The sequence below is a fragment of the Amycolatopsis sp. NPDC006131 genome (assembly GCF_040614175.1).
Taxonomy (GTDB): Bacteria; Actinomycetota; Actinomycetes; order Mycobacteriales; family Pseudonocardiaceae; genus Amycolatopsis_E; species Amycolatopsis_E tucumanensis.
Map to the genome: position 1 here is coordinate 1 of NZ_JBEXTX010000049.1, position 22,089 is coordinate 22,089.

A 22,089-nucleotide genomic window follows, 5' to 3' on the forward strand; every position below is an offset into this window, starting at 1 on the left:
GCAACGCGCAGAACTCGTGGATCCAGCTGTTCAGCAGGCCGGCGGCCTCTCGCGCGGCGCGCTGCGTGGCGAGCCACTCCGCCCAGCTCATGCGACCGCCGCCGCGGCCGCGATGCCACGGCAGATCGTGGCGATGTCGTCGTCGGTGCACACGTACGGCGGCATGGTGTAGATCAGGTCGCGGAACGGCCGCAGCCACACGCCCTCCGCCAGCGCCGCCTCGGTCGCCTTGGCCACGTCGACCGGGTGGTCCAGCTGGACCACGCCGACCGCGCCGAGCACCCGCACGTCGGCCGCCTCGATCCTGTGCAGCGCCTGCAATCCCGCGTTGATCCGGCGCACGTCGGCGCGCCAGTCCACACTGGTCAGCAGGTCCAGGCTGGCGCTGGCGACCGCGCAGGCCAGCGGGTTGCCCATGAACGTGGGCCCGTGCATGAGCACACCGGAGTCGCCGGCCGACAGTCCCCTGGCGACCTCGGTCGTGCACAGGGTGGCGGCCAGCGACAGGTAACCGCCGGTGAGGGCCTTGCCGACGCACATCACGTCCGGCGCCACGCCCGCGGCGTCGGCGGCGAAGAGCGTGCCGGTGCGGCCGAAACCGGTGGCGATCTCGTCGAAGATCAGCACCAGCCCGTGCTCGTCGGCCACCTCCCGGAAGACCGGCAGACAGCTCGCCGGATAGGGGTGCATGCCGCCGGCGCCCTGCAGCAGGGGCTCCACGATCAGCCCGGCCAGCCGTCCGGCGTGCTCGGCCGCGAGCGCGCGGAAGCCCGCCGCCCACCCGGAGACGTCCACTTCGGACCGGGGCGGGCGGTCGCCGAACACCTGCTCCGGCAGCACTCCCGACCACATCGCGTGCATGCCGCCGTCCGGGTCGCACACGCTCATGCAGTCGAAGGTGTCGCCGTGGTAGCCGCCGCGAACGGTGAGGAACCGCGTCCGCTCCGGGTGGCCGGTTCCGCGCTGGTACTGCAGCGCCATCTTCATCGCCACCTCGACGCTCACCGAGCCGGAGTCGGCGAGGAACACGTGCTCCAGCCCGGCCGGGGTGAGGTCGACCAGCCGCGCCGCGAGTTCGACGGCGGGCTCGTGGGTGAGACCGCCGAACATCACGTGCGACATCGTCGCCAGCTGGCGCCGCGCCGCCTCGTCGAGCACCGGGTGCCGGTAGCCGTGGATCGCCGACCACCACGACGCCATGCCGTCGACCACCTCCCCGGCGCCGTCGACGGTGATCCGGCTGCCGGACGCGCCGGTGACCAGCCGCACCGGGGCCGGATCGGTCATCGAGGTGTACGGGTGCCACAGGTGCCCGCGGTCGAACGCGAGCAGTTCGGCGGGTGTCATCACGCGTTGGGGACGACGGCGGTGCCCGCGCCGCGCCGCCGGATCGCCGGGTCGACGGGTCCCCGTGCCGCGATGTCCTCTTCGGAGCCGAGCACGACGAAACCGTTGTCGCGGATCATTTCCAGGTCCGCCTCGGCGGCCTGCCCCTCGGAGGTGAGGTAGTCGCCGAGGAAGATCGAGTTGGCGACGTGCAGCGCGAGCGGCTGCATCGAACGCAGGTGCATCTCGCGGCCGCCCGCGATGCGGATCTCCTTGTCCGGGCAGACGAACCGCGCCATGGCCAGGATCTTCAGGCACCGCAACGGGGACAGCTCCCACGTGTCCGCCAGCGGGGTGCCGTCGAAGGGCATCAGGAAGTTGACCGGGATCGAGTCGGCGTCCAGCTCCTTGAGCGCGAACAGCGCTTCGACCAGCTGCTCGTCGGTCTCCCCCAGCCCGGCGATGAGTCCCGAGCAGGGCGACAGCCCGCCGCGCTTCGCCTTCTCCACGGTGTCCACCCGATCGGCGTAGGTGTGGGTCTGGACGATGTTGTGGTGGTGGCTCTCGGCCGTGTTGATGTTGTGGTTGTAGGCGTCCACCCCGGCGTCGGCGAGGCGCTCGGCCTGCCCGTCGGAGAGCAGGCCGAGGCAGGCGCAGACCTCGACGTCCGGGTGCTCGGCCTTCAGCGCCCCGACCATCTCGGCGACGCGGTCGATGTCCCGGTTGGACGGTCCGCGCCCGGAGGAGACCAGGCACACCCGCCCGGCGCCACCGGAGATCCCGGCGCCGGCCTGCTTGAGGGCCTCCTCCGTGGACAGCCAGGAGTACTTGAGGATGGGCGCCGCGGAGCCGAGCGCCTGGGAGCAGTAGTTGCAGTTCTCCGGGCACAGACCGGACTTCAGGTTCACCAGGTAGTTGACCTTGACGGTGTTGCCGAAGTGCGCGCGGCGCAGCCTGCCCGCCGCGGTGACGACGGACAGCACTTCGGCGTCGTCGGCGCCCAGCACGGCGAGGGCGTCGCCGGGCCCGGCGGGTACCCCGGCGAGGACCGCGTCGGCGAGCTGCTCGAACCTGGAGCCCATCCACTTTCTCCTGACTCAGAGTGACTATTCGATTACAACCTGAACGGTGTTCGGGTGAGCGGCGCTGACGGTACACTGGGCGCCGCGAACAGGTCAACGGGAGGAGTCCGGCGTGCGCTACCAGCGGCGCGATGTCGTCGAGCGTGCGATCGAGGTCCTCGACGAGTACGGCCTGGAGTCGCTCACCATGCGCCGGCTGGCCGCCGAACTCGGGCTGCAACCGAGCGCGCTCTACCACCACGTGCCGAACAAGCAGACGCTGCTGGCCGCGGTCGCCGACGAGATCCTCGAACGCGGCAAGCGTGAACGCCGGGCCGCCGAGTGGGACCAGCGGGCGGTGGAGATCTGCGCCGAACTGCGCGACGCGATGCTGGCCTACCGGGACGGCGCCGAGGTGGTCGCCACCGCGCACACCTTCGGCCTCGGCGCGGGCGAACCGGCTGCGCAGCTGCGGGAGGCCCTGCGCGACGGCGGCCTGCCGGACGACCTCGTCGACGTCGGCACCCGGGCGCTGCTGCACCTGGTCTTCGGCCACACGGCGGACGAACAGGCGGCGCTGCAGGCCTCCAGCGCCGGGGCGATCGACCGGGAACCCGGCGGTCCCGGCGACTTCGAGCAGGGAATCGAACTGCTGCTGGACGGCATCCGCTCGCGCGTGCGCCGCTGACCACCCTCCGGAGCAGCTCGCCAGGACGGCAGCGGCCGCCTCGAAGGACCGCAGCAACGGCGGCTTGTGCAACCCCCACCTCGCCGCCGAGATGAACCGCCCGCACTCCCTCGCGAGCGGCCGGTTTCCGCGCCGCGACCGGGATCATCGCGGGCCACCGGGTGGTGGCGACCGCCCGCGACATCGGCGTGTGAAGGACCTGGCGGACCGGCTGGTCTGACCCGTCGATGGCGATGCGGCCCCACCACGAGCGGTACGAGCCGGTGTTCGAGCACCTGCGCGGCCACCGCGACATGGAGCCGATCGACCCGGCCAAGGGAGCGCGCGTGCTGCTGCACGTCGCCGAGATGGACGAGCCGCCCCTGCACCTCGTGCTGGGCTCGGACGGCGTGGAGATCATCCGCGAGAGGATGGCGAAGCTGGTCGCCGAGGACGCGAAGTGGGCGGCGCTCGGCCGTTCGGTGGACTTCGACGCCGCCTGACCGGGACGCCAGTGCCCGGCTCACGCGGCCGGCACGGCGAGGCCGGTCAGCTCCTCCGAGATCTGCCAGATCCGGCGGGCGTCGGCGTCGCTGCGCAGGCGGAAGTACAGCTTCTGCTCGGCAGGCGGGCCGGACAGGTGGCGGAAGCCGCTCGGCCCGTAGAGCCGTCCGCCCTCCGCGGCGGGCGACGTGGCGGCGTACAGCGCGGGCAGCAGCGCGGAATCCACTGTGCCGACCAGGATTCCACGCGCGGACAGGGCGCGGATGAACCGCACCAGCGTGGTGTCGCGGGCGCGGCCGACCTCCGGGCGCGCGGCGAGCAGGTTCGTCGGCGTCACGCCGGGGTGGGACAGGGCGCTCGTGATGCCCCAGCCGCCGTCCCGGCTGCGCCGGTCGAGTTCGAGGCCGAACAGGCCGAACGCGATCTTGGACTGGCTGTAGGCCCGGTTGCCGTGGTACTTCCGCTCCCACTGGAGGTCGTCCCAGTTGATGCCGTGCTGGTCGGCGGCGATGCTGATCTGCGAGACGACCCGGGCCCGCCCCGCGCGCAGGAGCGGCAGCAGCCGGGCCACCAGGGCGAAGTGCCCGAGGTGGTTGGTGCCGAACTGCAGCTCGAAACCGTCCTTTGTGGTCTGCCGGTGGGGTGGCGTCATCACGCCGGCGTTGTTGACCAGGATGTGGATCGGCCGCCCCTCGGCGATCAGCTCGTCCGCCAGCCCGGCGACCGAGTCCAATGCGGACAGGTCCAGGTCGCGCAGGGAGAGCTGGGCGCCGGGTTGCGGACGGCGGATCTTCGCGATCGCGGCCTCACCTTTGCGCGGGTTGCGGACCGGCATGACGACCTCCGCCCCCGCGGCGGCCAGCCTGGCCGCCAGTCCCAGGCCGACGCCGTCACTGGCCCCGGTGACCACGGCGAGCTTGCCGGCGAGGTCGGGCACCGGAATGTCGGGTGTGGAGTTCGGCATCGGCTTCCTCTCGCGCTTTCTGACACCTGTCAGATTAGGCGTAATCTGACAGGTGTCAAGCCGGGCCCCTCGAACGGGGTGGAGGCGGTCGGGAGAATGGGGCGATGGCGGCAAGTGGAACGGGAACGAGCACGGTGCGCGGGCCGGGGCGTCCCGGAGCGGGCGCGCGCCCGGTGCCCGCGGAGGCCGAGATCCTGCGCCGCGGGATGGAGGCCTTCGCCGAGCTCGGCTACGACCGGACCTCGGCCCGCGAACTCGCCCGACGGCTGGGCGTCAGCCACAACTTCATCAACGACCGCTACGGGTCGAAGGCCGGCTTCTGGCGCGCCGTGGTGGACGCGGCGCTCGAAGGCGACCAGCGTGAACGCGAACAGCTGCTCGACGCCGAGGCCGACGACGCGGACCTGGTGCGCGCCGTGATCGTGCACTTCTACCAGGCCGCCGTCGAGGCGCCGCTGCTCGGTCGCCTGCTGGCCGACGAGTTCAGCCGCGAGTCCGAGCGCCTGGACTACCTGTACGAGCGCTACGTCGAGCCGACGCTCGCGCCGCTGATCCCGGCCGTCGAACGCCTCATGGCTGCCGGCCGGATGCCTCGGGTGCCCATCGACGTGCTGTTCTTCGCCGTGATCAGCCCCGTAGCCGCCCTGGTGCAACTCCCCCTGGCGCACCGGCTGGGCCGGGCGCAGCCCGTGACGCGGGAAAGCCAGGCCCGCACCGCGCGGGAACTGGCGGACCTGATCGCCGGCGGCCTGCTCGGCCGCCACGAAACCCTGGAGGGATCCAGTGAGCAGCGATGACCGCACCGCGGGGCGGGACACCGACGACACCTGGAACGCCGTACGCAGGGCCTTCGGCAGAAACCTCCGCGCTGAGCGGAACCGGCAGAAGATCAGCATGGTCGGCCTGCGCGACATCACGGGCGTCGACTTCGGCTACATCGGTGAGATCGAGCGCGGAACCGGCAACCCCACCCTGCAGGTCATGGCCAAACTCACCTGGGGCTGCAAGTCACAGTCGCTTACCTGTGCCGGGACTTCCCATGCCCGCCGCCCGTGCAGAACGGGACTCTCGCGCGGCGGGGTGACGCCCAGAGGTAGTGCCGGCTCGAGCCGATGACGACCCCGCGCACCATGTTCACGCCGGCCGGGAGGCCGGCGGCGAGATCCACCGCACACCCGACAGGCCCCTGAGTCCACCTCGGGCCGAGCGGCGGCGCGATCGCGAACCGCCTGGCGTGACGGGCAGTTGTCCCAGCATCGACCGCACGGAGGTTGCCGATGTCGTTCGCTTCTCTGCCCCCGGTCGCGTCCTGGCGGCACGAGGGGGCCCGCGCCGGGTTCGAAGTCGCGTTCTTCGCCGAGGAGCGTGGCGGGGTCCGGGTGGAGGGCGTCACCACCGCCACCGAGGACGGCGAGTCCTGGATCGTCGACTACGTGATCCACCTCGACGAGTCGTGGCGGACCAGGTCCGCGCGGATCACCGGCCGCAGCGGCGCTGCCACCCAGGTCAGGCTGATCGAGGCCGACGGTGACGGTCACTGGCAGGTGGACGGCGCCCCTGCGCCCCAGTTGCAGGGCTGCCTGGACCTCGACCTGGAGGCCTCGGCGATGACCAACACCTTCCCCGTGCACCGGCTGCGGTTCCCGGCCGGGAGTGCGGTCCCGGCGCCGGCCGCGTACGTCCGCGCGGTCGGGCTCGCGGTGGACCGCCTGGACCAGACCTACTCCCGGTCGGACGACGAGCACTACGACTACGCCGCGCCGCGATTCGACTTCACCTGCCGCCTGACCTACGACCGGCACGGCCTCATCCTCGACTACCCGGGCATCGCCACCCGGATCCAGTGACGGCCGACGGCCAGTCATTCCACTGTGGAAACGTGCCACACCCCGTCGTTTGACTACGGTACCCCCCTAGGGTATAAATCTCGGTGTCGGCGCCACCCGGGCCGACGTGAGGAGAAGGAACGATGCGGGGCTACACCAGCGACAAGGACGGCTACCTCACCCGGCTGCGCCGGATCGAAGGGCAGATCCGGGGCCTGCAGCGGATGGTCGAGAACGACGAGTACTGCATCGACGTGCTCACCCAGATCGCCGCGGCCACGAAAGCCCTCCAGTCGGTGTCGCTGGGCCTGATGGACGAGCACCTCAAGCACTGCGTGGCCGAAGCGATCGCCGTCGGCGGCGACACGGCCGACGCGAAGGTGCGCGAGGCCAGCGAAGCCATCGCCCGGCTGGTCCGTTCCTGACGACCGGAAGAAGGAGAGCCATGAGCGAGCAGACCTACACCGTGACCGGCATGACCTGCGAGCACTGCGTGCGCTCGGTGACCGAGGAGGTCCGGGAGATCGACGGCGTCACCGACGTGGCCGTCGACCTGCCCACCGGACGGGTCACCGTCACCAGCGAGCACGAGCTCACCACCGACGCGGTCCGCGCCGCCGTCGAAGAAGCCGGTTACCAGCTGACCGCGTAGCGGCAGCCCGAGGACAGGAATGTCATGAACACTGCAGGGAAGCTCTCCGCCTACGGTGCGGCGCTCGCCCTGGTCGCCGGGGGCGGCTGGGCGATCGGCACCGCTGTCGGTCCCGTCACCAGCGAAGCTGGCACGCTCGGCGCCGAGGACGCCGCGCACGGGGACAGCCACAGCGGCACTGTCGCGGAGGCCACGCAACCCGACCAGCCCGCGGGGCTGGCGTCGTCCAGGGGCGGTTACACCCTCACGCCCACCCGCACGACGCTGACCACCGGGACCACCAACGAGTTCTCCTTCCGGATCACCGGGCCCGACGGGAGCGCGGTCACCGCGTTCGACGTCGAGCACGACAAGCGCATGCACCTGATCGTGGTGCGTCGCGACACCGCCGGGTTCCAGCACGTCCACCCGGAGATGACGGCCGACGGCACCTGGACCGTGCCGCTGAACGTCGCCGACGCGGGCAGCTACCGCGCCTTCGCCGACTTCAAGGCCACGGGTGGCGAGGCGACGACGCTGGGTGTCGACCTCGTCGCGGCCGGCGACTTCCGGCCGGTCAGCCACGAGCCCTCGCGGGTGGCCGAGGTGGATGGGTACCAGGTCCGCTTCGACGGTCAGCTGATGCCCGGGCAGACGTCGAAGGTGACGCTCACGGTCACCAAGGACGGCCGTGAGGTCACCGACCTGCAGCCCTACCTCGCCGCTTACGGGCACCTGGTGGCGCTGCGCGAAGGCGACCTGGCCTACCTCCACGTTCACCCAGACGGCTCGCCGGGCGACGGGACCACGAAGCCCGGGCCCAGCGTCACCTTCTACGCGGAAGTCCCGTCCGCCGGCATCTACCGGCTCTTCCTCGACTTCCAGCACGAGGGCAAGGTTCACACCGCCGAGTTCACCGTCCCCAGCCAAGGCGCTCCCCTCGCACAGGCACAACCACCGATGTCACCACCGGCGCCGGCGGATGACGGCCACGGCGGCCACGGCTGAGCTCGTGATCGAGGAAGGGAACACGACGATGACTTCCAATTTGTCCGACTCGGTGAGGACCGAGGAGCAGCGCGACATCGAGCTGGCGATCGGCGGCATGACCTGCGCCTCGTGCGCGATGCGGATCGAGCGCAAGCTGAACAAGCTCAACGGGGTCACCGCGACCGTCAACTACGCCACCGAGAAGGCGAAGGTCAGCTTCCCGGCGGATCTGGATCCGGCCACGCTGGTCGCCCAGGTCGAGGCGGCGGGCTATTCGGCGGCGGTGCCCCAGCCGAAGACGGCGGAACCGCAGGCCGAGCAGGACGCCGCCGAGGAGGACCCGACCCGCTCGCTGCGGCAGCGGCTGATCGGCTCGCTGGTGCTGTCGGCGCCGGTGATCGTGCTGGCGATGGTCCCGGCGCTGCAGTTCACCTACTGGCAGTGGATCTCGCTGACGCTGGCCGCACCGGTGATCGGGTGGGCCGCCTGGCCGTTCCACAAGGCGGCGTGGGCGAACCTGCGCCACGGCGCGGCGACGATGGACACGCTGATCTCGATGGGGACGCTGGCCGCGTTCGCCTGGTCGCTCTACGCGCTGCTGTTCGGCAGCGCCGGGGTGCCGGGCATGACGCACCCGTTCGAGCTGACCATTCAGCGGATCAGCGGGGACGGCAACATCTACTTCGAGGTCGCGGCCGGGGTGACCACGTTCATCCTGGCCGGCCGCTACTTCGAGGCCCGCTCCAAGCGGCGGGCCGGCGCGGCGCTGCGGGCGCTGCTCGAACTCGGTGCCAAGGACGTGGCCGTGCTGCGCGGCGGCCGGGAGGAGCGGATCCCGGTCGAGCAGCTGGCGGTGGGTGACCGCTTCGTGGTCCGGCCCGGCGAGAAGATCGCGACCGACGGCGTGATCGACGAGGGCAGTTCCGCGGTCGACGCGAGCATGCTCACCGGCGAATCCGTCCCGGTCGAGGTCGGCCCGGGCGACGCGGTCACCGGCGCGACCGTGAACTCCGGCGGACGGCTCGTCGTGCGGGCCACCCGGGTGGGCGCGGACACCCAGCTGGCGCAGATGGCCAAGCTGGTCGAGGAAGCGCAGACCGGCAAGGCCGCCGTCCAGCGGCTGGCGGACCGGATCTCGGCGGTGTTCGTGCCGATCGTCATCGCCCTCGCCGCCGGGACCCTGGCGTTCTGGCTGGGCGCGGGCGGCACGGTGTCCGCGGCGTTCACCGCGGCGGTGGCGGTGCTGATCATCGCCTGCCCGTGCGCCTTGGGCCTGGCCACCCCCACGGCGCTGCTGGTCGGCACCGGCCGGGGCGCCCAGCTGGGCATCCTGATCAAGGGCCCGGAGGTGTTGGAGTCCACCCGCCGCGTCGACACGATCGTGCTCGACAAGACCGGCACCGTCACCACCGGCAAGATGGCCCTGACCGAGGTGCACACCGCCGACGGCGTCGACACCGCGGAGGTGCTGCGCCTGGCTGGAGCGCTGGAGAATTCCTCCGAGCACCCGATCGCCCAGGCCATCGCGAAGGGCGCCCAGGACAAGGTCGGCGACCTGCCGGCGGTCGAGGACTTCACCAACATCGAAGGCCTCGGCGTGCAGGGGATCGTCGACGGCAACGCCGTCCTCGTCGGCCGCACCGCGCTGCTGGAGGACTGGAGCCAGCACCTGTCCCCCGCTCTCGCCGAGGCCAAGGCCGCGGCCGAGCAGGAGGGCAAGACGGCAGTCGCCGTCGGCTGGGACGGCAGGGCGCGGGCGGTGCTGGTGGTCGCCGACACCGTCAAACCCACCTCCGCCGAAGCGATCCGCCAGCTGCGCGAACTCGGGCTCACACCGGTCCTGCTCACCGGGGACAACGAGGCGGTGGCGAAGGCGGTCGCCGCCGAGGTCGGCATCGACGAGGTGATCGCCGAGGTCCTGCCCAAGGACAAGGTGGACGTGGTCCAGCGCCTGCAGAGCGAGGGCAAGGTGGTGGCGATGGTCGGCGACGGAGTCAACGACGCCGCCGCACTCGCCCAGACCGACCTCGGCCTCGCCATGGGCACCGGCACCGACGTCGCGATCGAGGCGAGCGACCTGACCCTGGTCCGCGGCGACCTGCGGGTGGCAGCCGACGCGATCCGGTTGTCCCGGCGCACACTGCGCACGATCAAGGGAAACCTGTTCTGGGCCTTCGCCTACAACGTCGCGGCACTCCCCCTGGCCGCGGCGGGCCTGCTCAACCCGATGATCGCCGGCGCCGCGATGGCGTTCAGCTCGGTGTTCGTGGTGAGCAACAGCCTGCGGCTGCGCGGCTTCCGCAGCGCCATCACCGACGCGCCGGCCTCCGCCAGCGCCAGGGAGGCGGCGGTCAAGGAACCGGTCACGGTCAACTGATCGCGCGAACCACAACTGAACAGCCGGCGGTCGGCGTCCACAGCATAGGTGTCGTGGACGTCGGCCGCTTTTCCATCCCTGGACCTACTTGACGGTCAGGCGCGACAGCAGCGTGGCGGTGAGTACCTCGGGAACCTCGGCGGCGGCAGCGTGGCAGGTCGCGGCGAAAGGCCGCCTCGTCCTGCCCCCGGACGATCAGGCGGTCGACGTGCTGAAAGGCCATGTCGTGCCGCCAGCGCAGACTCTCGGGGCCCGGCACGGTCATGGCAACCGAGTGGAGCTTGCGATGGCGCTCGAGTACCGCCCAGGACGTCCGCACCAGCCGCGCGAGCGCTTCGGCCGTTGGCGCCTTATCCAGCAGAGACGTGAGAGCCTCGTCGGTTTCGGTCATGGCCCGGTCGATGACCGCGTCGAGCAGAACCTCGCGGTTCGGGAGGGTACGTCGAAGGTGACCTGGCCCACGCACGCGGCCCAGGCGATGTCGATCATCGAGCACACCCGCCTCACGTCCGCACCTCTGCCCGCGGCAGCCGCTACACGAACCGGGCACCGCCGCCCGGCTGGTTGCCCGCTTCGATGGTTCCGTCGTGCAGGCCGGCGTTCTTCTCCGCGATGGACAGCCCGAGGCCGCTGCCCTCGGAGCGCGACCGCGCGGTGTCGGCCTTGTAGAAACGGGCGAACACGTGCGGCAGCACGTCGTCCGGCAGGCCGGGGCCGCGGTCGGTGACCGCGATGACGACCTCCCCGCCGTCGGTGGACAGCCGCACCCGGACCGGTGGCGCGCCGTGCCGCAGCGCGTTGCCGACGAGGTTGGCGACGATCACGTCGAAGCGCCGTGCGTCGACCTCGGCGACGATCCCGTGCGGCAGGTCGGTTTCCGCGTCGTCCCAGTGCCTGCTGCGCAGGGTCGCCGCGATCAGCTCGCCCAGGTCGGCTTCCCGCCGGTCCATGCGGGCCCGCCCGTTGTCGAAGCGGGAGATCTCGATGAGGTCGTCGACGAGCCGCGCCAGTTTGCGGGTCTCGGCGCTGACCAGACGGCTGGCCGTGCCGGTGTCGCCGGGCAGGTGCGCGCCTTCCTCGTCGAGCACCTCGGTCACCGCGGTCATCGCGGCGAGCGGTGTGCGCAGCTCGTGCGACACGTCGGCGACGAAGCGGCGCGCGTCGGCATCCATGCGGCGCAGCTCCCCCACCGTTCGTTCGAGACTGGCGGCGGTTTCGTTGAAGGTGCGCGCCAGGTCGGCGAGCTCGTCGGCGCCGCGTTCGGGCAGCCGGGTGGACAGTTCCCCGCGCGCCAGGCTGCGGGCGCCGTCGCGCAGACGGCGCACCGGCCGCAGCACCGCGCCCGCGGCCAGCCACGCGAGGATCACCGCCAGCGGCACGGCGACGGCGGCCGTGCGCCAGCCGTTGAAGGCGAACTCGCTGATCTGCTGCTGCTCGGCCGCGAGCGAATACCCACTGGTACACCTCGAGACCGGTCGGCACGCGCCGGTAGGTCGTGTCGTAGGTCAGCACGGGCATGCCGACGACGAGGGTCGGGGTGCCGAAGTAGTCGATGCGCTGGAACACCACCCGTTGCTCGGCGCGGACCCGGGCGGCCAGCTCGGGCGGGATCTCGCTCGCGGGCCGTCCGAGGTCGGAGACGAGCGTGCCGTAGACGGCGACGCCACCGCCCGCGACCGTGCGGATGATCTCGTTCAGCGTGTCGCGGTCCGGCGGCATCGACAGGTCGGGGGCGAGGGTGTCGATCGCGTCGCGCAGGCGCGCCATCTCCTGGTCCTGCTTGGCGGCGAGCACCGTGCGGCGGGCGGCGAGGTAGTTGACCCCGGTGGCGCCGACGATCGCGACGACGACGAGACTGATGATCAGCACGAGCCGCGTGCGGATTCCCCGCAGCCGCAAGGGAACTCGTCCGGTCACACCGGACCGAACCCGTCGATGCTCGGCAGCATCACGTCGAGCAGCACGAGGTCCGGCCGGCGGGCACCGAGCAGGGCCAGGCCGCGTTCGCCGTCCGCGGCGGGTTCGACGTCGTGACCGTGCCTGCCCAGGCCCAGGCACAGTCCTTCCCGGACAGCCGGGGCGTCCTCGAGCAACAGCACAGTCGGCACCCGGCCGATTATGGCGGGAGTTCACCAACCGCGGCGACTCTGTTGCGAAACGATGACATGGCGACGATGGGACCCGGACATCACCGGCCGACGCTGATCACCATGGTTGTGCAGACCCGCCGCCAAGCTGCTTCCCCCGCGGCCCGGACGAGAGCCCCGAGCAGCAACTACTAAGATCTCTAGTAACTTGCCTTAGGAAAGGTCGGCATGCGCTCACGCCTGTACCAGAAGCTCCTGCTCGCGGTCGCAGTCTTGGCGACGGCGGCCTGCGGCGCTCCGCCGACCGCCGTCGGAGGTGGTACCTCACCGAGCGAGGCCACGCTGGCTCACGTGCATGGCCTCGGCGTCGATCCCGCGGACGGGATGCTGTACGCGGCCAGCCACTATGGTTTGTTCAAGCTGCCGCCAGGCGGTGCACCGGAACGCGTCGGCCCCGTCCAGGACGTCATGGGCTTCACCGTCGTCGGACCTGGCCACTTCCTCGCCAGCGGCCATCCCGGAACACCGACCAACGCCGCGCCACACCTCGGTCTGATCGAGACCACGGACGCCGGTCAGACCTGGCGAAACCTCTCCCTCGGCGGCGCGGCCGACTTTCACGCCTTGGAGGCCAAGCACGACGTCGTGTTCGGGTACGACAGTCAAAGCCGTCAGATTCTGACCAGTGCGGACAAGCGGAGCTGGGAACCCCGGGCCCGGCTCGCCCTGCGGGATTTCGCGGTCGACCCGGCGCGACCCGAAGTCCTGATCGCGAACACCGCCGACGGCCTGGCCCGGAGCACGGACGGCGGCGCGACCTTCACGCCTCTGCCCGACGCCCCGGACCTGGTCTTCGTGGAGTGGCCCGCGGCCGGCACCCTGCTCGGGTCCGACCCCAACAACACCATCTACCTCAGCACGGACGGCGGCGACACCTGGACACGCCAAGGGCAAGCTCCCGGCCCGCCCGGCGCGTTCACGGCCGTCAACCCTTCCGAGCTCTACATCGCAACCGAATCGGCCATCCACTACTCGCCCGACGGCGGGCGGAGCTTCACCGTTCGCCAGCCCCTGAGCTGACCTACCGTCCGCTTCTGCGGTCAGGCGAGACGCTCAAGGCGGCCAGTGCCAGCGAGACCACGGAGCTTTCGGCCCGCTGCTGGCTCCAGCGTTGGCCGACACGCAGGGCGAGGTAGGTCCAGCCCACCTGGTTGAACAGCACCGTGGCCGTTTCCTCCACGTCGTCCACCTCGAGGAGGCTGCCGTCCAGCGCGCCGTCCTGAAGCAACCGGGCAAGCGGCTCGACGAACACAGCCCGGGTGGCGACCGCCCGGTCCCGTTCCTCGGCCGTGGCCTGGTCCGGCTCATGGAAAATGCCGCCATCCTCAGCGAACAGGCCGACCAGAAGGTGCCGCCACGGGTCGGCGACCCGACAGGTCGAACGGAGCGCCCGATCCAAGCGCTCGAACCCCGTACCGGATGAAACCAAGGTCGGCCACACGGCTCGCTGGTACTCCTCGGCAGCACGGTGACTGAGCAGCTCGATCATGCGCTCGCGCGTGATCCCCTTGCGGTGCAAGGTCATCCGCGACGCCCCGAGCCGACGGGCGATCGACGCGACGGTGAGGCCCGCCATCCCGTCCTCCGCCAGCAGTTCGAGGGCCGCCTCGGTAATTCGGGTTTCCCAGGCGTCCACGATACAGTACTGTATCAGAATCAGTACACGTAAGCTCATAGCCGGGAGGACGGATGGGCGGCAACGTTCGACGCGCGAAGTACTTCGGACGCGCCATCGCCGCGGGATTACTGGGTCTCGGGGCAGGCGAACTGGTGGCCGCCTCGCGCGGACAATCCTTGATCGACAGCGTCGGCCGGTCGGTGGTCGACTGGAGCCCTCGTCAGGTGGTGGACCTGACCGTGGAACTCCTGGGCAGCCGGGACAAACCCGCCATCCGCCTGTCCGTCGCCGCATCGGCGGTCGGGGCGACGACGGCCTTGGCCGGATTGCCCGCACCTGCGCGGTCGGCGGCGGTCAGCGCATTGGCGGCAGCCACCGCAGGACTGGCATTGCGGCGTCCGCCGCGGTCGGTCCCGGTCACGGTGACCTCGGCGGCCGTGGCGGCCATCGGGACCAACATCGCTCTCGCCAACCCGCGCGGCGCCACCGCATGGGCGTTGCTCGGTGCCGGGGCCCTCACGGCAGCCCGTGGACTGCTTGCGCGCCGCCGTCGGCAACATGCGAGGACGATCCACTCCGGACGGCTCGACCAGGCACCCCCGACCACCGACGACGGTGCCGTGAAAGTTTCCGGCCTGGCCCCGCTGATCACCCCGATCGGTGATTTCTACGTCACTGACGTGAACCTCAGCACGCCCCTGATCGACCCCGCACGCTGGCGGCTGCCGGTCACCGGGCTCGTGAGCACTCCCCGCGAGTGGTCCTTGGCCGAGTTGGCCGAACAGGCCGAGGAGTTCGACGCGGTCATGGTGTGCATCCACAACCCGGTGGGCGGCAAGCGGGTGGGGAACGGACGCTGGCTCGGCGTTCCGCTGCGCACCGTGCTCGAGCGAGCCGACCCCTCGGCCCGGGCGACCACGCTGGTCACCCGGGCGGTTGACGGCTTCACCATCTCACTTCCCGTCGAGCCGTTGCGATCCGGCGAGTGGCAGGGATACGTCGTGATCGGACTCAACGGCCGGCCACTGCCCGCGCAGCACGGATTCCCCGCTCGCGTCTTCGTCCCCGGCATCTACGGTCAGTACACCGGCGTGAAGTGGCTGACCGAACTGTCTCTGACGACCGCCCCCCACGCCGATTACTGGTCGCCACGGGGGTGGCCGCACGAACCGGCGTGGATACAGCCGCAGGCCCGAATCGACGTACCCGCGACGAACGCGGTCTCCGGCCGCGAGGTAACCGTCGCCGGTGTCGCCTGGGCACCGCCGCAGGGCGTGGCCGGCGTCGAGGTCCGGGTCGGCGACGGACCGTGGCAGAAGACCGAACTCGCGCGCGAACTCGCCCCGACGTCGTGGCGTCGCTGGCACACGACGCTCGAGCTGCCCCCGGGCACCCACGCGGTGCAAGCACGTGCTGTCAGCCGATCCGGTGAAACCCAGGACGGCCGCCAGCGTCCGTCGTTCCCCGCCGGCGCGAGTGGCTGGCACACCGTCACCGTCAACGTACAGCCGTAATCACGCCAACTCGTTCGGGAGAAGACATGGCGATTTCCACCCAGCTCGGGATCCCGCACCGAGTCGACCTGCCTGCCGGCCCCATCGAGTACCGCGAACGGGGATCCGGCACGCCGATTGTGTTCCTGCACGGCATCGTCGCCAACGGTGACGTATGGCGCAACGTCGTGCCCGAACTGTCCCAGCGCTACCGCTGCATCACGCCGGACTGGCCGCTGGGCTCCCACCGGTTGCCGATGCGGGCTGGTACGGACTTCACCCTGTTCGGCTTGGCCGAGTTGGTCGACGACTTCCTCGCCGCGCTCGATCTCGATGAGGTGGTGCTCGTGGCGAACGACACCGGTGGCGCGATCGCCCAGACCGTCGCCACGCGGCGTCCGGAGCGGCTCGGCCGGCTCGTCCTGACGCCCTGCGACGCGTTCGACAACTTCCTGCCCCCGCCGATCAGGCACCTGCAGCTGCTCGGCCGCACCCCGGCCGGGCTCTTCGTGCTCGCTCAGACCCTGCGCTCCCGGGTCGTCCAGCGGCTGCCGATCGCGTTCGGCAGGCTGACCGAGCACCCGATCCCGCCCGAGATCATGCGCTCCTACACCGAGCCGCTTCGCCGCTTCGCGGGCGTCCGCCGGGACTTCGCCAAGCTCGTTCGCGGCATCGATGCGCAATTCACGCAGGCTGCCGCGCTCGGCCTGGCCGGCTTCGACCGGCCCACCCTCATCGTCTGGGCACGTGAACGGCGCCGGTTCTTCCCCCTGGATCACGCCCACCGGCTGGCCGGCTTGCTGCCACAGGCGCGGCTGGAAGTGCTGGACAACACCGGGCCGTTCGTCAGCGAGGACCAGCCGGTGGCGTTGGCGCACCTGATCGACGACTTCCTGTCCGTTAGGGTTACCCCGTAATGGTATAAAGCTCCTCGGCGGGCCGGACCCGCCCCAGCCCTCTAGGCTGCCTAGTAGATCGACTTCGACCACGGGAGGACGCCGTGCCTGGTGCGCTGACGGCCGTTGTCGCCGTGGTTGCGCTCGTGGCCGCGGTCTACGGCGGATCACTGCTGATTCGCTTCGCCCCCACCGCCCGCGACGTACAGCCGTTCCTGTCCGGTGGCGCGCCCGCCGAGCACGCCGTCTCGCGGTACCACGTGCGCTGGTACACGATCACGATGATCTTCCTGGCCTTCGACATGGAGATGGTGTTCATGTACCCGTGGACACTGGTCGTCTCCGAGGTCGGCACCCCGGCAGTCGTCGAGATGTTCCTCTTCCTCGCGCTGCTGTTCGCGGGGGTCTGGTACGCGTGGCGGGAGGGCGTGTTCCGGTGGACCTGACATCGTGGCTGCTGCGCCGGACGCCAGTGCGGCCGCTGATCGCCGCGACACCGGGCGGCACGGGTGCGCGGATCGCGGCGGAACGTGAGGCACGCATCCGTGGCTGGCGCCCCGCGCTCAACCCGGCCGAGGCCAACATGCTGATCGTGGCGGGGCCGCCGGATGAGCGGATGGCTGTGGCGGTCGAGGCCGTGTGGGGGCAGATGCCGTTTCCTCGCGCCCGCGCGGAGTTCGCGGTTGCGGCCGACGTGGTACCGGCATTGAACGAGGCCGAGGAGCGGCTGCGGTCGACGGAGCACCAACGGGCGGATGCAGCTGAGGCTCGACACCAGCCGCACGGCGACCACGCCGGACAGCGTGAGCCGGCACATCCACCCGCCGAGCACCAAGGGCACCACGAACACGGCAAGCAGCCCGACGGCGCCGACGCCCACTCCGACCATCACGGACACGGCGGGGCCCACAACGGCCATCAGCACGAAGCGCACCACAACCCTGAGCCGGAAGCCTCGCACGATCACGTCGGCGGGCCGCACGAGCAGGCGCCGCAGGGTCATGCCGGACACGAAGGGCACGACCACGGCGGCGAGCAGCCAGCGCACACGGGGCACGACGGCGAAGGCCACGCGCACCACGCCGGACACGACCAGCAGCACCACGATGCCCAAGCGCACCAGGACGGCCACGAGCACCACGGCGGCCACCAGCACGGCGGGCACGCCGCCCACGGTGCGCACGCGGGCCACGACGCGCACGCCGGCCACGACACACACGCCGCCCACGACACACACGCCGGCCACGACGCGCACGGCGGCCACGGAGGGCACGCCGGCCATGACATGGGCGGTATGGAGATGCCCGGTGGGATCCCGATGGCCGACCGGGCACCCGACCGTGACGGTCTGCGGCTCGACCGCGTGTCCGTACAACTCGGCCCGATCCTGCCGGCCTGGCCGGACGGACTGGTGATCCGCGCGGCCCTCCAGGGCGACGTCGTCCAGGAAGCCACCGTCGACCGGCTTCCGGTCGCGCACGACACCGAGTCGTTCTGGTTTTCGCTGGACGAGGGAATTCCTCGCGGGGTGGTGCGACGCCTGGACAGCTCTGCCCGGCTGCTGACCGTGGCGGGCTGGGAGCACGCGGCGGTCGTGGCGGCCCGGTTGCGGGACAGCGCACTCGCGGGCGGGCGGATCGACGACGAGTTCGCCCGCTGGGCCCGCCGCGTCCGCCGGTCACGGGTCCTGCGGTGGTCGCTGTCCGGCATCGGCGAGATCGGCTGGACGGACTCCCCCGCCGCCGGCGACGCGATGGACCGGTTGACCCGGTGGATCACCGAGGCCGAGGCGGAGCTGCGGTCGGGCGAGACCGCCCTCGACGAGGACCCGTCCCGGGTCCTCGATGCCTTGCCGGACCTCCTGGCCGGGAGCGAGTTCGCGACGGCACGGCTGATCGTGGCGAGCCTGGATCCGGACCTGGAGCGTGTGCGGGTGACCCATGGTTGAGCAGCTTCCGTTCTGGGGTGGCCTGTTGCTGCCCGTGGTCCTGGTGGCGCTGGTCGCCGCGGCCGCGATGTGGGACTCGGTGCTCGCAGCCCGCGCCGCCGGGCACGGGAACAGTGCCTTGATCGAGCCGTTCCACACCGTGGGCGGGCTGCTGGTGCAGCAACGGCGCCGGACCCTCGCGGCGGACCTCCTGCTGTCGCGCGGCGGTGCGCTCGCCCTCGTCGTCGCGGGCTTCCTGGCGTCCCTGGTGACCCCGCTGGGCCGGTGGGTGGTGGCGGACTTCTCGATCGGGATCGTGTGGTTCAACGCCATGGAGGTGGTGGCGTGGGCCGCGGTGTGGCTCGTCGGTTGGGGAGCGAACTCGGCGTACGGGCTGATCGGCGGGTACCGGTTCATCGCTCTGGGGCTCGCCTACGAGCTGCCGCACATGTTCGCGCTGATCACGGCGGCGCTGGGCGCGGAGTCGCTCCGTGTCGCCGACGTGGTCGCGGCGCAGGACGCGGTGTGGTTCGTCGTGTGGATGCCGGTCGCGTTCGTGGTCTACCTGCTGTCGGTCCTCGCAATGGCGTTCTGGGGTCCGTTCAGCCAGCCGGTGGCCGCGGACCTGGCGGGCGGCGCGTCGGCGGAGCTGTCCGGTGTGGACCGCCTCGTGTTCTCGGCGGGGCGGTGGCTTCTCCTCGTGTCCGGTGCGGCGTTCGCCGTGCCACTGTTCCTCGGTGGCGGCGCCGGGCCGCTGCTCCCGGACTGGCTGTGGTCACTGCTCAAGACCGTGGCCGTGCTGGCGGCACTGGTGTGGGTGCGGCGGCGCGTCCCGATCGTGCGCGTGGAGCGCTACGAGGAGATCGCCTGGATGGTGCTGATCCCGCTGGCGTTGCTGCAGGCACTCGTCGTGTCCCTCGTGGTCCTGGCCCGGTGAGAAAGGAGCGCCCCTGATGTGGGCACAGATCGCCTTCTGGGTCTGCGCTGTCGGCTCCGTCGTCACCGGAGTCGCGGTGTTCCGTGTGGACTCGATGGCGCGGGCGACGTTCGCGTTGCTGGCGTCGTTCGTCTTCGCGGCCGGGACAGTGCTGCTGCTGAACCTGGCCTACCTCGGTGTCCTCGTGATCCTCATGATGATCATGGAGATGGTCGTCATGGCCGTCTTCATGATCATGTACATGATGAACCCCGCCGGGTTGATGCCGATGACCATGGTGCACAACCAGAAGGGGTCCCTGGCGATCGCCGGCGGGGTGTTCGTGGCGCTGGCGGCGGGCATCTTCCTCATTCCCTGGCCGACTTCCGACGAGCCGCAGCCTGCGGACCCCACGCGTGCCCTCGGTGAGGCGCTGATGGGGTCGAAGATGCTGGTGATGATGGTGCTCGGGCTGTGCCTGTTCGCCACGATGGTGGCCACCGTGGTCCTGGCGACCCACCGGGGCCGGTACGACCGCTACGGCGACCGGCTCGACGCCAAGCGGCCGGACGACCCGGTGCGAGGGGGCCTGAACCGGTGATCCTGCAACAGTTCCTGCTCCTGGCCGCGGCGTTGTTCAGCGTCGGCCTGTACGGCGCGCTGTCCCAGCAGTCCATCGTGATGATCATGATGGGCCTGGAGCTGATGGCCAACGCCGTCATCGTGGCCGCGTCGGCGTACTGGTACTTCGCCTCGCCCAGCCGTCCCGACGGCCAGGTCGTCGTGGTCGTCGCGCTCGTGCTGATGGCGGTGGACATGGCGATCGGGTTCGCGGTGACGACGGCGATCTTCCGGCGCCGGGACGTGGACATGACCGACTCGGCCGCGGACCTCAAGGGCTGATCCGATGACCTTGTGGTTGCTCATCGCGCTCCCCTTCCTGGCCGGAGCCGTCCTGCTCGTGGCCGGCCATCGGGCCGACCGGGCCGCGCCCTGGGCCGGCACGGCCACGGCCGCGGTCACCGCGGGCCTGGCGGTTGTCGCGGCGGTCGGCAGGCCGCAGGTGTCGCTGCCGTTGCTGGCGGACTTACGTGTCGGGCTCGGCGTGGACGGGTTGTCGGCCGTCATGGTCGTCACCGTGGCCGTCGTGCTGCTCGCCGTGCTCGTGTTCGCGGCAGGCGAGTTCGGCGCCGAGGAGTCCCGCGCCCGCTTCCACGGGCTGATGCTGGTCTTCGCGGGCGCGATGCTGGTGACCGTCACGGCCCGCGACCTGACGGCGCTGCTGATGGCCTGGGAGGTCATGGGCGCCTGCTCCTACGCGTTGATCGGGTTCTGGTGGCGGGACGAGCACCGGGCCGCCTCCGGTGTGGTCGCGTTCCTGACCACCCGCGCCGCCGACCTCGGGCTGTACCTGGCCGCCGGCGCCGCGCTGGCGGGTGGGGTGGCGGGCCTCGATCTCACGGGGCTGGCGGATGCGACGGGCGGCTGGCGGGACGCGGTGGCGGCCGGGCTGGTGCTCGCCGCGGTCGGCAAGTCCGCGCAGCTGCCGTTCAGTTTCTGGCTGTCCCGGGCGATGGACGGCCCGAGCCCGGTCTCGGCGCTGCTGCACTCGGCGACGATGGTGGCGGCCGGCGCGTACCTGCTGCTGCGGGTCGAGCCGTTGCTGGCCGCGACCGGCTGGGCGGCCGCCACGGTCGCCTGGGTGGGCGTCCTGACGGCGCTGGTGCTCGGGGCGGTCGCGGTGGCGCAACGCGATCTCAAGCAGGTGCTGGCGGCCTCGACGTGCTCCCAGATCGGGTTCATGGTGCTGGCCGCCGGCACCGGCGGTGTGGCGGCCGGGACGGGCCAGCTCGTGGCGCACGCGGCGACGAAGAGCCTGCTGTTCCTGGGTGCCGGGGCGTGGCTGGTGGCGCTGGACACGAAGGACCTCGCGCGGCTGAAGGGTGCCGCCCGGCGTTTCCCGCTCCTGGGTGCGGTGTTCACGATCGGCGCGCTGAGCCTGGCCGGTGTCCCCCCGCTGTCGATCTGGGTGACCAAGGACGCGGTCCTGGCGAGCGCGCTGGCCGGCTCGCCCGCTCTCTACGTGGCCGGGCTGGCGGCCGCGCTGCTCAGCGGCGCCTACGTGGGCCGGGTGCTTGCCGTGCTGTGGCTGCCGGCCGAGAGTGGCGCGATCCGGCCGCTGAACTCGCGGCTCCTCGGGCCGTTGCCGGTCCTCGCGCTGGCCGCGGCGCTGCTCGGCGTGATCGGCCTGCCCGGCCCCGCTCGCTGGTTCGCGTCCCTCCTCGGCGTGGCGAAGGTTCCGGAAACGACGTGGCTGGAGCTGGTCGCCTCCGGGTTGATCGCGATCGCGGGTGCCCTGGTCGCCGCGTCGTGGACGCGGCGGAGGTCGCTGGTCGCGCCGCGCCCGCTGGCCGGGTGGCTCGGGCTCGAGCGGCTGGCCCGGCTGCTCGTCGTGACACCGGCGCTGCGGCTGGCCGAGGGCCTGGCCCGGTTCGACGACCGGGTGGTGGACGGCGGCGTTCGCGTGGCCGCGGCGACCACGGGTGCCCTCGGCCGTCTGGTCGACCTGCGCGTCGAGTGGTCGATCGAGGGCGCGGTGCGCGGTCTTGCCGGGGCGGCGCGGTCGCTGGGGCGGCAGGCGCGGCGGCCGCAGACCGGCCAGCTGCACCACTACTACGCCCAGGCCGCGGTCGGGCTGGGCGTCCTTGTCCTGTTGTTGATCGTGCTGTGACGAACGTGAGGTGAA

The 22,089-nt window shown here is 71.3% G+C and carries 25 protein-coding genes; 18 read left to right on the forward strand and 7 right to left on the reverse strand.

The window, feature by feature from the left end:
* Positions 1 to 87: 87 nt before the first annotated feature.
* Positions 88 to 1,347, reverse strand: a complete 1,260-nt coding sequence (locus tag ABZ215_RS23715) for an adenosylmethionine--8-amino-7-oxononanoate transaminase (protein ID WP_354951632.1) — start codon at positions 1,345 to 1,347, stop codon at positions 88 to 90.
* Positions 1,347 to 2,408, reverse strand: coding sequence for a biotin synthase BioB (bioB, locus tag ABZ215_RS23720; RefSeq protein WP_354951634.1), 1,062 nt, complete (start codon positions 2,406 to 2,408; stop codon positions 1,347 to 1,349). Before bioB ends, ABZ215_RS23715 begins: the two co-directional genes overlap by 1 nt.
* Positions 2,409 to 2,520: 112 nt before the next feature.
* Here bioB and ABZ215_RS23725 point away from each other — a divergent pair, with 112 nt between their 5' ends.
* Positions 2,521 to 3,075: a TetR/AcrR family transcriptional regulator C-terminal domain-containing protein gene (locus tag ABZ215_RS23725; RefSeq protein ID WP_354951636.1), complete on the forward strand. Its 555-nt coding sequence runs from the start codon at positions 2,521 to 2,523 to the stop codon at positions 3,073 to 3,075.
* 227 nt (positions 3,076 to 3,302) lie between these two features.
* Positions 3,303 to 3,557, forward strand: coding sequence for a hypothetical protein (locus ABZ215_RS23730; RefSeq protein WP_354951638.1), 255 nt, complete (start codon positions 3,303 to 3,305; stop codon positions 3,555 to 3,557).
* 20 nt (positions 3,558 to 3,577) lie between these two features.
* On the opposite strand, the gene ABZ215_RS23735 is transcribed toward ABZ215_RS23730, so the two are convergent.
* A complete protein-coding gene (locus ABZ215_RS23735; protein WP_354951640.1) occupies positions 3,578 to 4,522 on the reverse strand; it encodes an SDR family oxidoreductase in 945 nt (314 codons plus the stop codon).
* 104 nt (positions 4,523 to 4,626) lie between these two features.
* Here ABZ215_RS23735 and ABZ215_RS23740 point away from each other — a divergent pair, with 104 nt between their 5' ends.
* From ABZ215_RS23740 to ABZ215_RS23770, 7 genes are all read left to right on the forward strand, one after another.
* Positions 4,627 to 5,319, forward strand: coding sequence for a TetR/AcrR family transcriptional regulator (locus ABZ215_RS23740; protein WP_354951642.1), 693 nt, complete (start codon positions 4,627 to 4,629; stop codon positions 5,317 to 5,319).
* Positions 5,306 to 5,638, forward strand: coding sequence for a helix-turn-helix transcriptional regulator (locus ABZ215_RS23745; RefSeq protein ID WP_354951644.1), 333 nt, complete (start codon positions 5,306 to 5,308; stop codon positions 5,636 to 5,638). Before ABZ215_RS23740 ends, ABZ215_RS23745 begins: the two co-directional genes overlap by 14 nt.
* Before the next feature lie 161 nt (positions 5,639 to 5,799).
* Positions 5,800 to 6,369, forward strand: coding sequence for a putative glycolipid-binding domain-containing protein (locus tag ABZ215_RS23750; RefSeq protein ID WP_354951646.1), 570 nt, complete (start codon positions 5,800 to 5,802; stop codon positions 6,367 to 6,369).
* Positions 6,370 to 6,491: 122 nt separating this feature from the next.
* Positions 6,492 to 6,773, forward strand: a complete 282-nt coding sequence (locus ABZ215_RS23755; protein ID WP_020422877.1) for a metal-sensitive transcriptional regulator — start codon at positions 6,492 to 6,494, stop codon at positions 6,771 to 6,773.
* A gap of 20 nt (positions 6,774 to 6,793) precedes the next feature.
* Positions 6,794 to 7,000 carry a heavy metal-associated domain-containing protein gene (locus ABZ215_RS23760; RefSeq protein ID WP_020422876.1) on the forward strand — a complete coding sequence of 69 codons (207 nt, stop codon included), beginning with the start codon at positions 6,794 to 6,796 and terminating at the stop codon, positions 6,998 to 7,000.
* Positions 7,001 to 7,024: 24 nt separating this feature from the next.
* Entirely contained in the window at positions 7,025 to 7,987 is a 963-nt protein-coding gene (locus tag ABZ215_RS23765) for a hypothetical protein (protein WP_354951649.1), read from the forward strand.
* A gap of 28 nt (positions 7,988 to 8,015) precedes the next feature.
* The gene (locus tag ABZ215_RS23770) at positions 8,016 to 10,346 is read left to right on the forward strand and encodes a heavy metal translocating P-type ATPase (RefSeq protein ID WP_354951651.1); all 2,331 of its coding nucleotides are present in this window, start codon (positions 8,016 to 8,018) and stop codon (positions 10,344 to 10,346) included.
* Here the strand turns inward: ABZ215_RS23770 and ABZ215_RS23775 are convergent.
* The 3 genes from ABZ215_RS23775 to ABZ215_RS23785 form a co-directional block, all read right to left on the reverse strand.
* Positions 10,339 to 10,737 (reverse strand): hypothetical protein, encoded by a 399-nt coding sequence (locus ABZ215_RS23775; protein ID WP_354951653.1) that lies wholly within the window; start codon positions 10,735 to 10,737, stop codon positions 10,339 to 10,341. The two genes, ABZ215_RS23770 and ABZ215_RS23775, sit on opposite strands and share 8 nt — an antisense overlap.
* 142 nt (positions 10,738 to 10,879) lie before the next feature.
* A complete protein-coding gene (locus ABZ215_RS23780; protein ID WP_354951655.1) occupies positions 10,880 to 11,725 on the reverse strand; it encodes a HAMP domain-containing sensor histidine kinase in 846 nt (281 codons plus the stop codon).
* A gap of 534 nt (positions 11,726 to 12,259) precedes the next feature.
* A complete protein-coding gene (locus tag ABZ215_RS23785) occupies positions 12,260 to 12,454 on the reverse strand; it encodes a response regulator (protein WP_354951657.1) in 195 nt (64 codons plus the stop codon).
* Positions 12,455 to 12,661: 207 nt separating this feature from the next.
* Between ABZ215_RS23785 and ABZ215_RS23790 the strand changes: the two genes are divergently transcribed.
* Positions 12,662 to 13,513 carry a F510_1955 family glycosylhydrolase gene (locus ABZ215_RS23790; RefSeq protein ID WP_354951659.1) on the forward strand — a complete coding sequence of 284 codons (852 nt, stop codon included), beginning with the start codon at positions 12,662 to 12,664 and terminating at the stop codon, positions 13,511 to 13,513.
* Between the two features lies 1 nt (position 13,514).
* On the opposite strand, the gene ABZ215_RS23795 is transcribed toward ABZ215_RS23790, so the two are convergent.
* Entirely contained in the window at positions 13,515 to 14,129 is a 615-nt protein-coding gene (locus ABZ215_RS23795) for a helix-turn-helix domain-containing protein (RefSeq protein ID WP_354951661.1), read from the reverse strand.
* Positions 14,130 to 14,182: 53 nt separating this feature from the next.
* On the opposite strand from ABZ215_RS23795, the gene ABZ215_RS23800 reads away from it, so the two are divergent.
* The 8 genes from ABZ215_RS23800 to ABZ215_RS23835 all read left to right on the forward strand — a co-directional run bounded on the left by ABZ215_RS23800 (position 14,183) and on the right by ABZ215_RS23835 (position 22,074).
* On the forward strand, positions 14,183 to 15,625 hold the full coding sequence (locus ABZ215_RS23800; protein ID WP_354951663.1) for a molybdopterin-dependent oxidoreductase: 1,443 nt from the start codon (positions 14,183 to 14,185) through the stop codon (positions 15,623 to 15,625).
* Between the two features lie 26 nt (positions 15,626 to 15,651).
* On the forward strand, positions 15,652 to 16,521 hold the full coding sequence (locus tag ABZ215_RS23805; RefSeq protein ID WP_354951665.1) for an alpha/beta hydrolase: 870 nt from the start codon (positions 15,652 to 15,654) through the stop codon (positions 16,519 to 16,521).
* A gap of 125 nt (positions 16,522 to 16,646) precedes the next feature.
* On the forward strand, positions 16,647 to 16,946 hold the full coding sequence (locus ABZ215_RS23810; protein WP_354951733.1) for an NADH-quinone oxidoreductase subunit A: 300 nt from the start codon (positions 16,647 to 16,649) through the stop codon (positions 16,944 to 16,946).
* Positions 16,937 to 18,448: a hypothetical protein gene (locus ABZ215_RS23815; protein WP_354951667.1), complete on the forward strand. Its 1,512-nt coding sequence runs from the start codon at positions 16,937 to 16,939 to the stop codon at positions 18,446 to 18,448. Before ABZ215_RS23810 ends, ABZ215_RS23815 begins: the two co-directional genes overlap by 10 nt.
* Entirely contained in the window at positions 18,441 to 19,364 is a 924-nt protein-coding gene (locus ABZ215_RS23820; RefSeq protein WP_354951669.1) for an NADH-quinone oxidoreductase subunit H, read from the forward strand. The genes ABZ215_RS23815 and ABZ215_RS23820 overlap by 8 nt, the downstream gene beginning before the upstream one ends.
* Positions 19,365 to 19,380: 16 nt before the next feature.
* Entirely contained in the window at positions 19,381 to 19,944 is a 564-nt protein-coding gene (locus ABZ215_RS23825) for an NADH-quinone oxidoreductase subunit J (RefSeq protein ID WP_354951671.1), read from the forward strand.
* Positions 19,941 to 20,246: an NADH-quinone oxidoreductase subunit NuoK gene (gene nuoK, locus ABZ215_RS23830; RefSeq protein ID WP_306996831.1), complete on the forward strand. Its 306-nt coding sequence runs from the start codon at positions 19,941 to 19,943 to the stop codon at positions 20,244 to 20,246. The genes ABZ215_RS23825 and nuoK overlap by 4 nt, the downstream gene beginning before the upstream one ends.
* A 4-nt stretch (positions 20,247 to 20,250) precedes the next feature.
* Entirely contained in the window at positions 20,251 to 22,074 is a 1,824-nt protein-coding gene (locus tag ABZ215_RS23835) for a proton-conducting transporter membrane subunit (RefSeq protein WP_354951673.1), read from the forward strand.
* The last annotated feature ends 15 nt before the right edge of the window (positions 22,075 to 22,089 follow it).

Excerpts from the sequence above, each read along its gene's own strand:
- ABZ215_RS23805 (WP_354951665.1), top strand. The coding sequence starts at position 15,652 with ATGGCGATTTCCACCCAGCTCGGGATCCCGCACCGAGTCGACCTGCCT.
- ABZ215_RS23750 (WP_354951646.1), top strand. The coding sequence starts at position 5,800 with ATGTCGTTCGCTTCTCTGCCCCCGGTCGCGTCCTGGCGGCACGAGGGG.
- ABZ215_RS23775 (WP_354951653.1), bottom strand. The coding sequence starts at position 10,737 with ATGACCGAAACCGACGAGGCTCTCACGTCTCTGCTGGATAAGGCGCCA.
- ABZ215_RS23735 (WP_354951640.1), bottom strand. The coding sequence starts at position 4,522 with ATGCCGAACTCCACACCCGACATTCCGGTGCCCGACCTCGCCGGCAAG.
- bioB (WP_354951634.1), bottom strand. The coding sequence starts at position 2,408 with ATGGGCTCCAGGTTCGAGCAGCTCGCCGACGCGGTCCTCGCCGGGGTA.
- ABZ215_RS23760 (WP_020422876.1), top strand. The coding sequence starts at position 6,794 with ATGAGCGAGCAGACCTACACCGTGACCGGCATGACCTGCGAGCACTGC.
- ABZ215_RS23800 (WP_354951663.1), top strand. The coding sequence starts at position 14,183 with ATGGGCGGCAACGTTCGACGCGCGAAGTACTTCGGACGCGCCATCGCC.
- ABZ215_RS23835 (WP_354951673.1), top strand. The coding sequence starts at position 20,251 with ATGACCTTGTGGTTGCTCATCGCGCTCCCCTTCCTGGCCGGAGCCGTC.
- ABZ215_RS23770 (WP_354951651.1), top strand. The coding sequence starts at position 8,016 with ATGACTTCCAATTTGTCCGACTCGGTGAGGACCGAGGAGCAGCGCGAC.
- ABZ215_RS23730 (WP_354951638.1), top strand. The coding sequence starts at position 3,303 with ATGGCGATGCGGCCCCACCACGAGCGGTACGAGCCGGTGTTCGAGCAC.
- ABZ215_RS23825 (WP_354951671.1), top strand. The coding sequence starts at position 19,381 with ATGTGGGCACAGATCGCCTTCTGGGTCTGCGCTGTCGGCTCCGTCGTC.
- ABZ215_RS23755 (WP_020422877.1), top strand. The coding sequence starts at position 6,492 with ATGCGGGGCTACACCAGCGACAAGGACGGCTACCTCACCCGGCTGCGC.
- ABZ215_RS23715 (WP_354951632.1), bottom strand. The coding sequence starts at position 1,347 with ATGACACCCGCCGAACTGCTCGCGTTCGACCGCGGGCACCTGTGGCAC.
- ABZ215_RS23820 (WP_354951669.1), top strand. The coding sequence starts at position 18,441 with ATGGTTGAGCAGCTTCCGTTCTGGGGTGGCCTGTTGCTGCCCGTGGTC.
- ABZ215_RS23740 (WP_354951642.1), top strand. The coding sequence starts at position 4,627 with ATGGCGGCAAGTGGAACGGGAACGAGCACGGTGCGCGGGCCGGGGCGT.
- ABZ215_RS23790 (WP_354951659.1), top strand. The coding sequence starts at position 12,662 with ATGCGCTCACGCCTGTACCAGAAGCTCCTGCTCGCGGTCGCAGTCTTG.
- ABZ215_RS23765 (WP_354951649.1), top strand. The coding sequence starts at position 7,025 with ATGAACACTGCAGGGAAGCTCTCCGCCTACGGTGCGGCGCTCGCCCTG.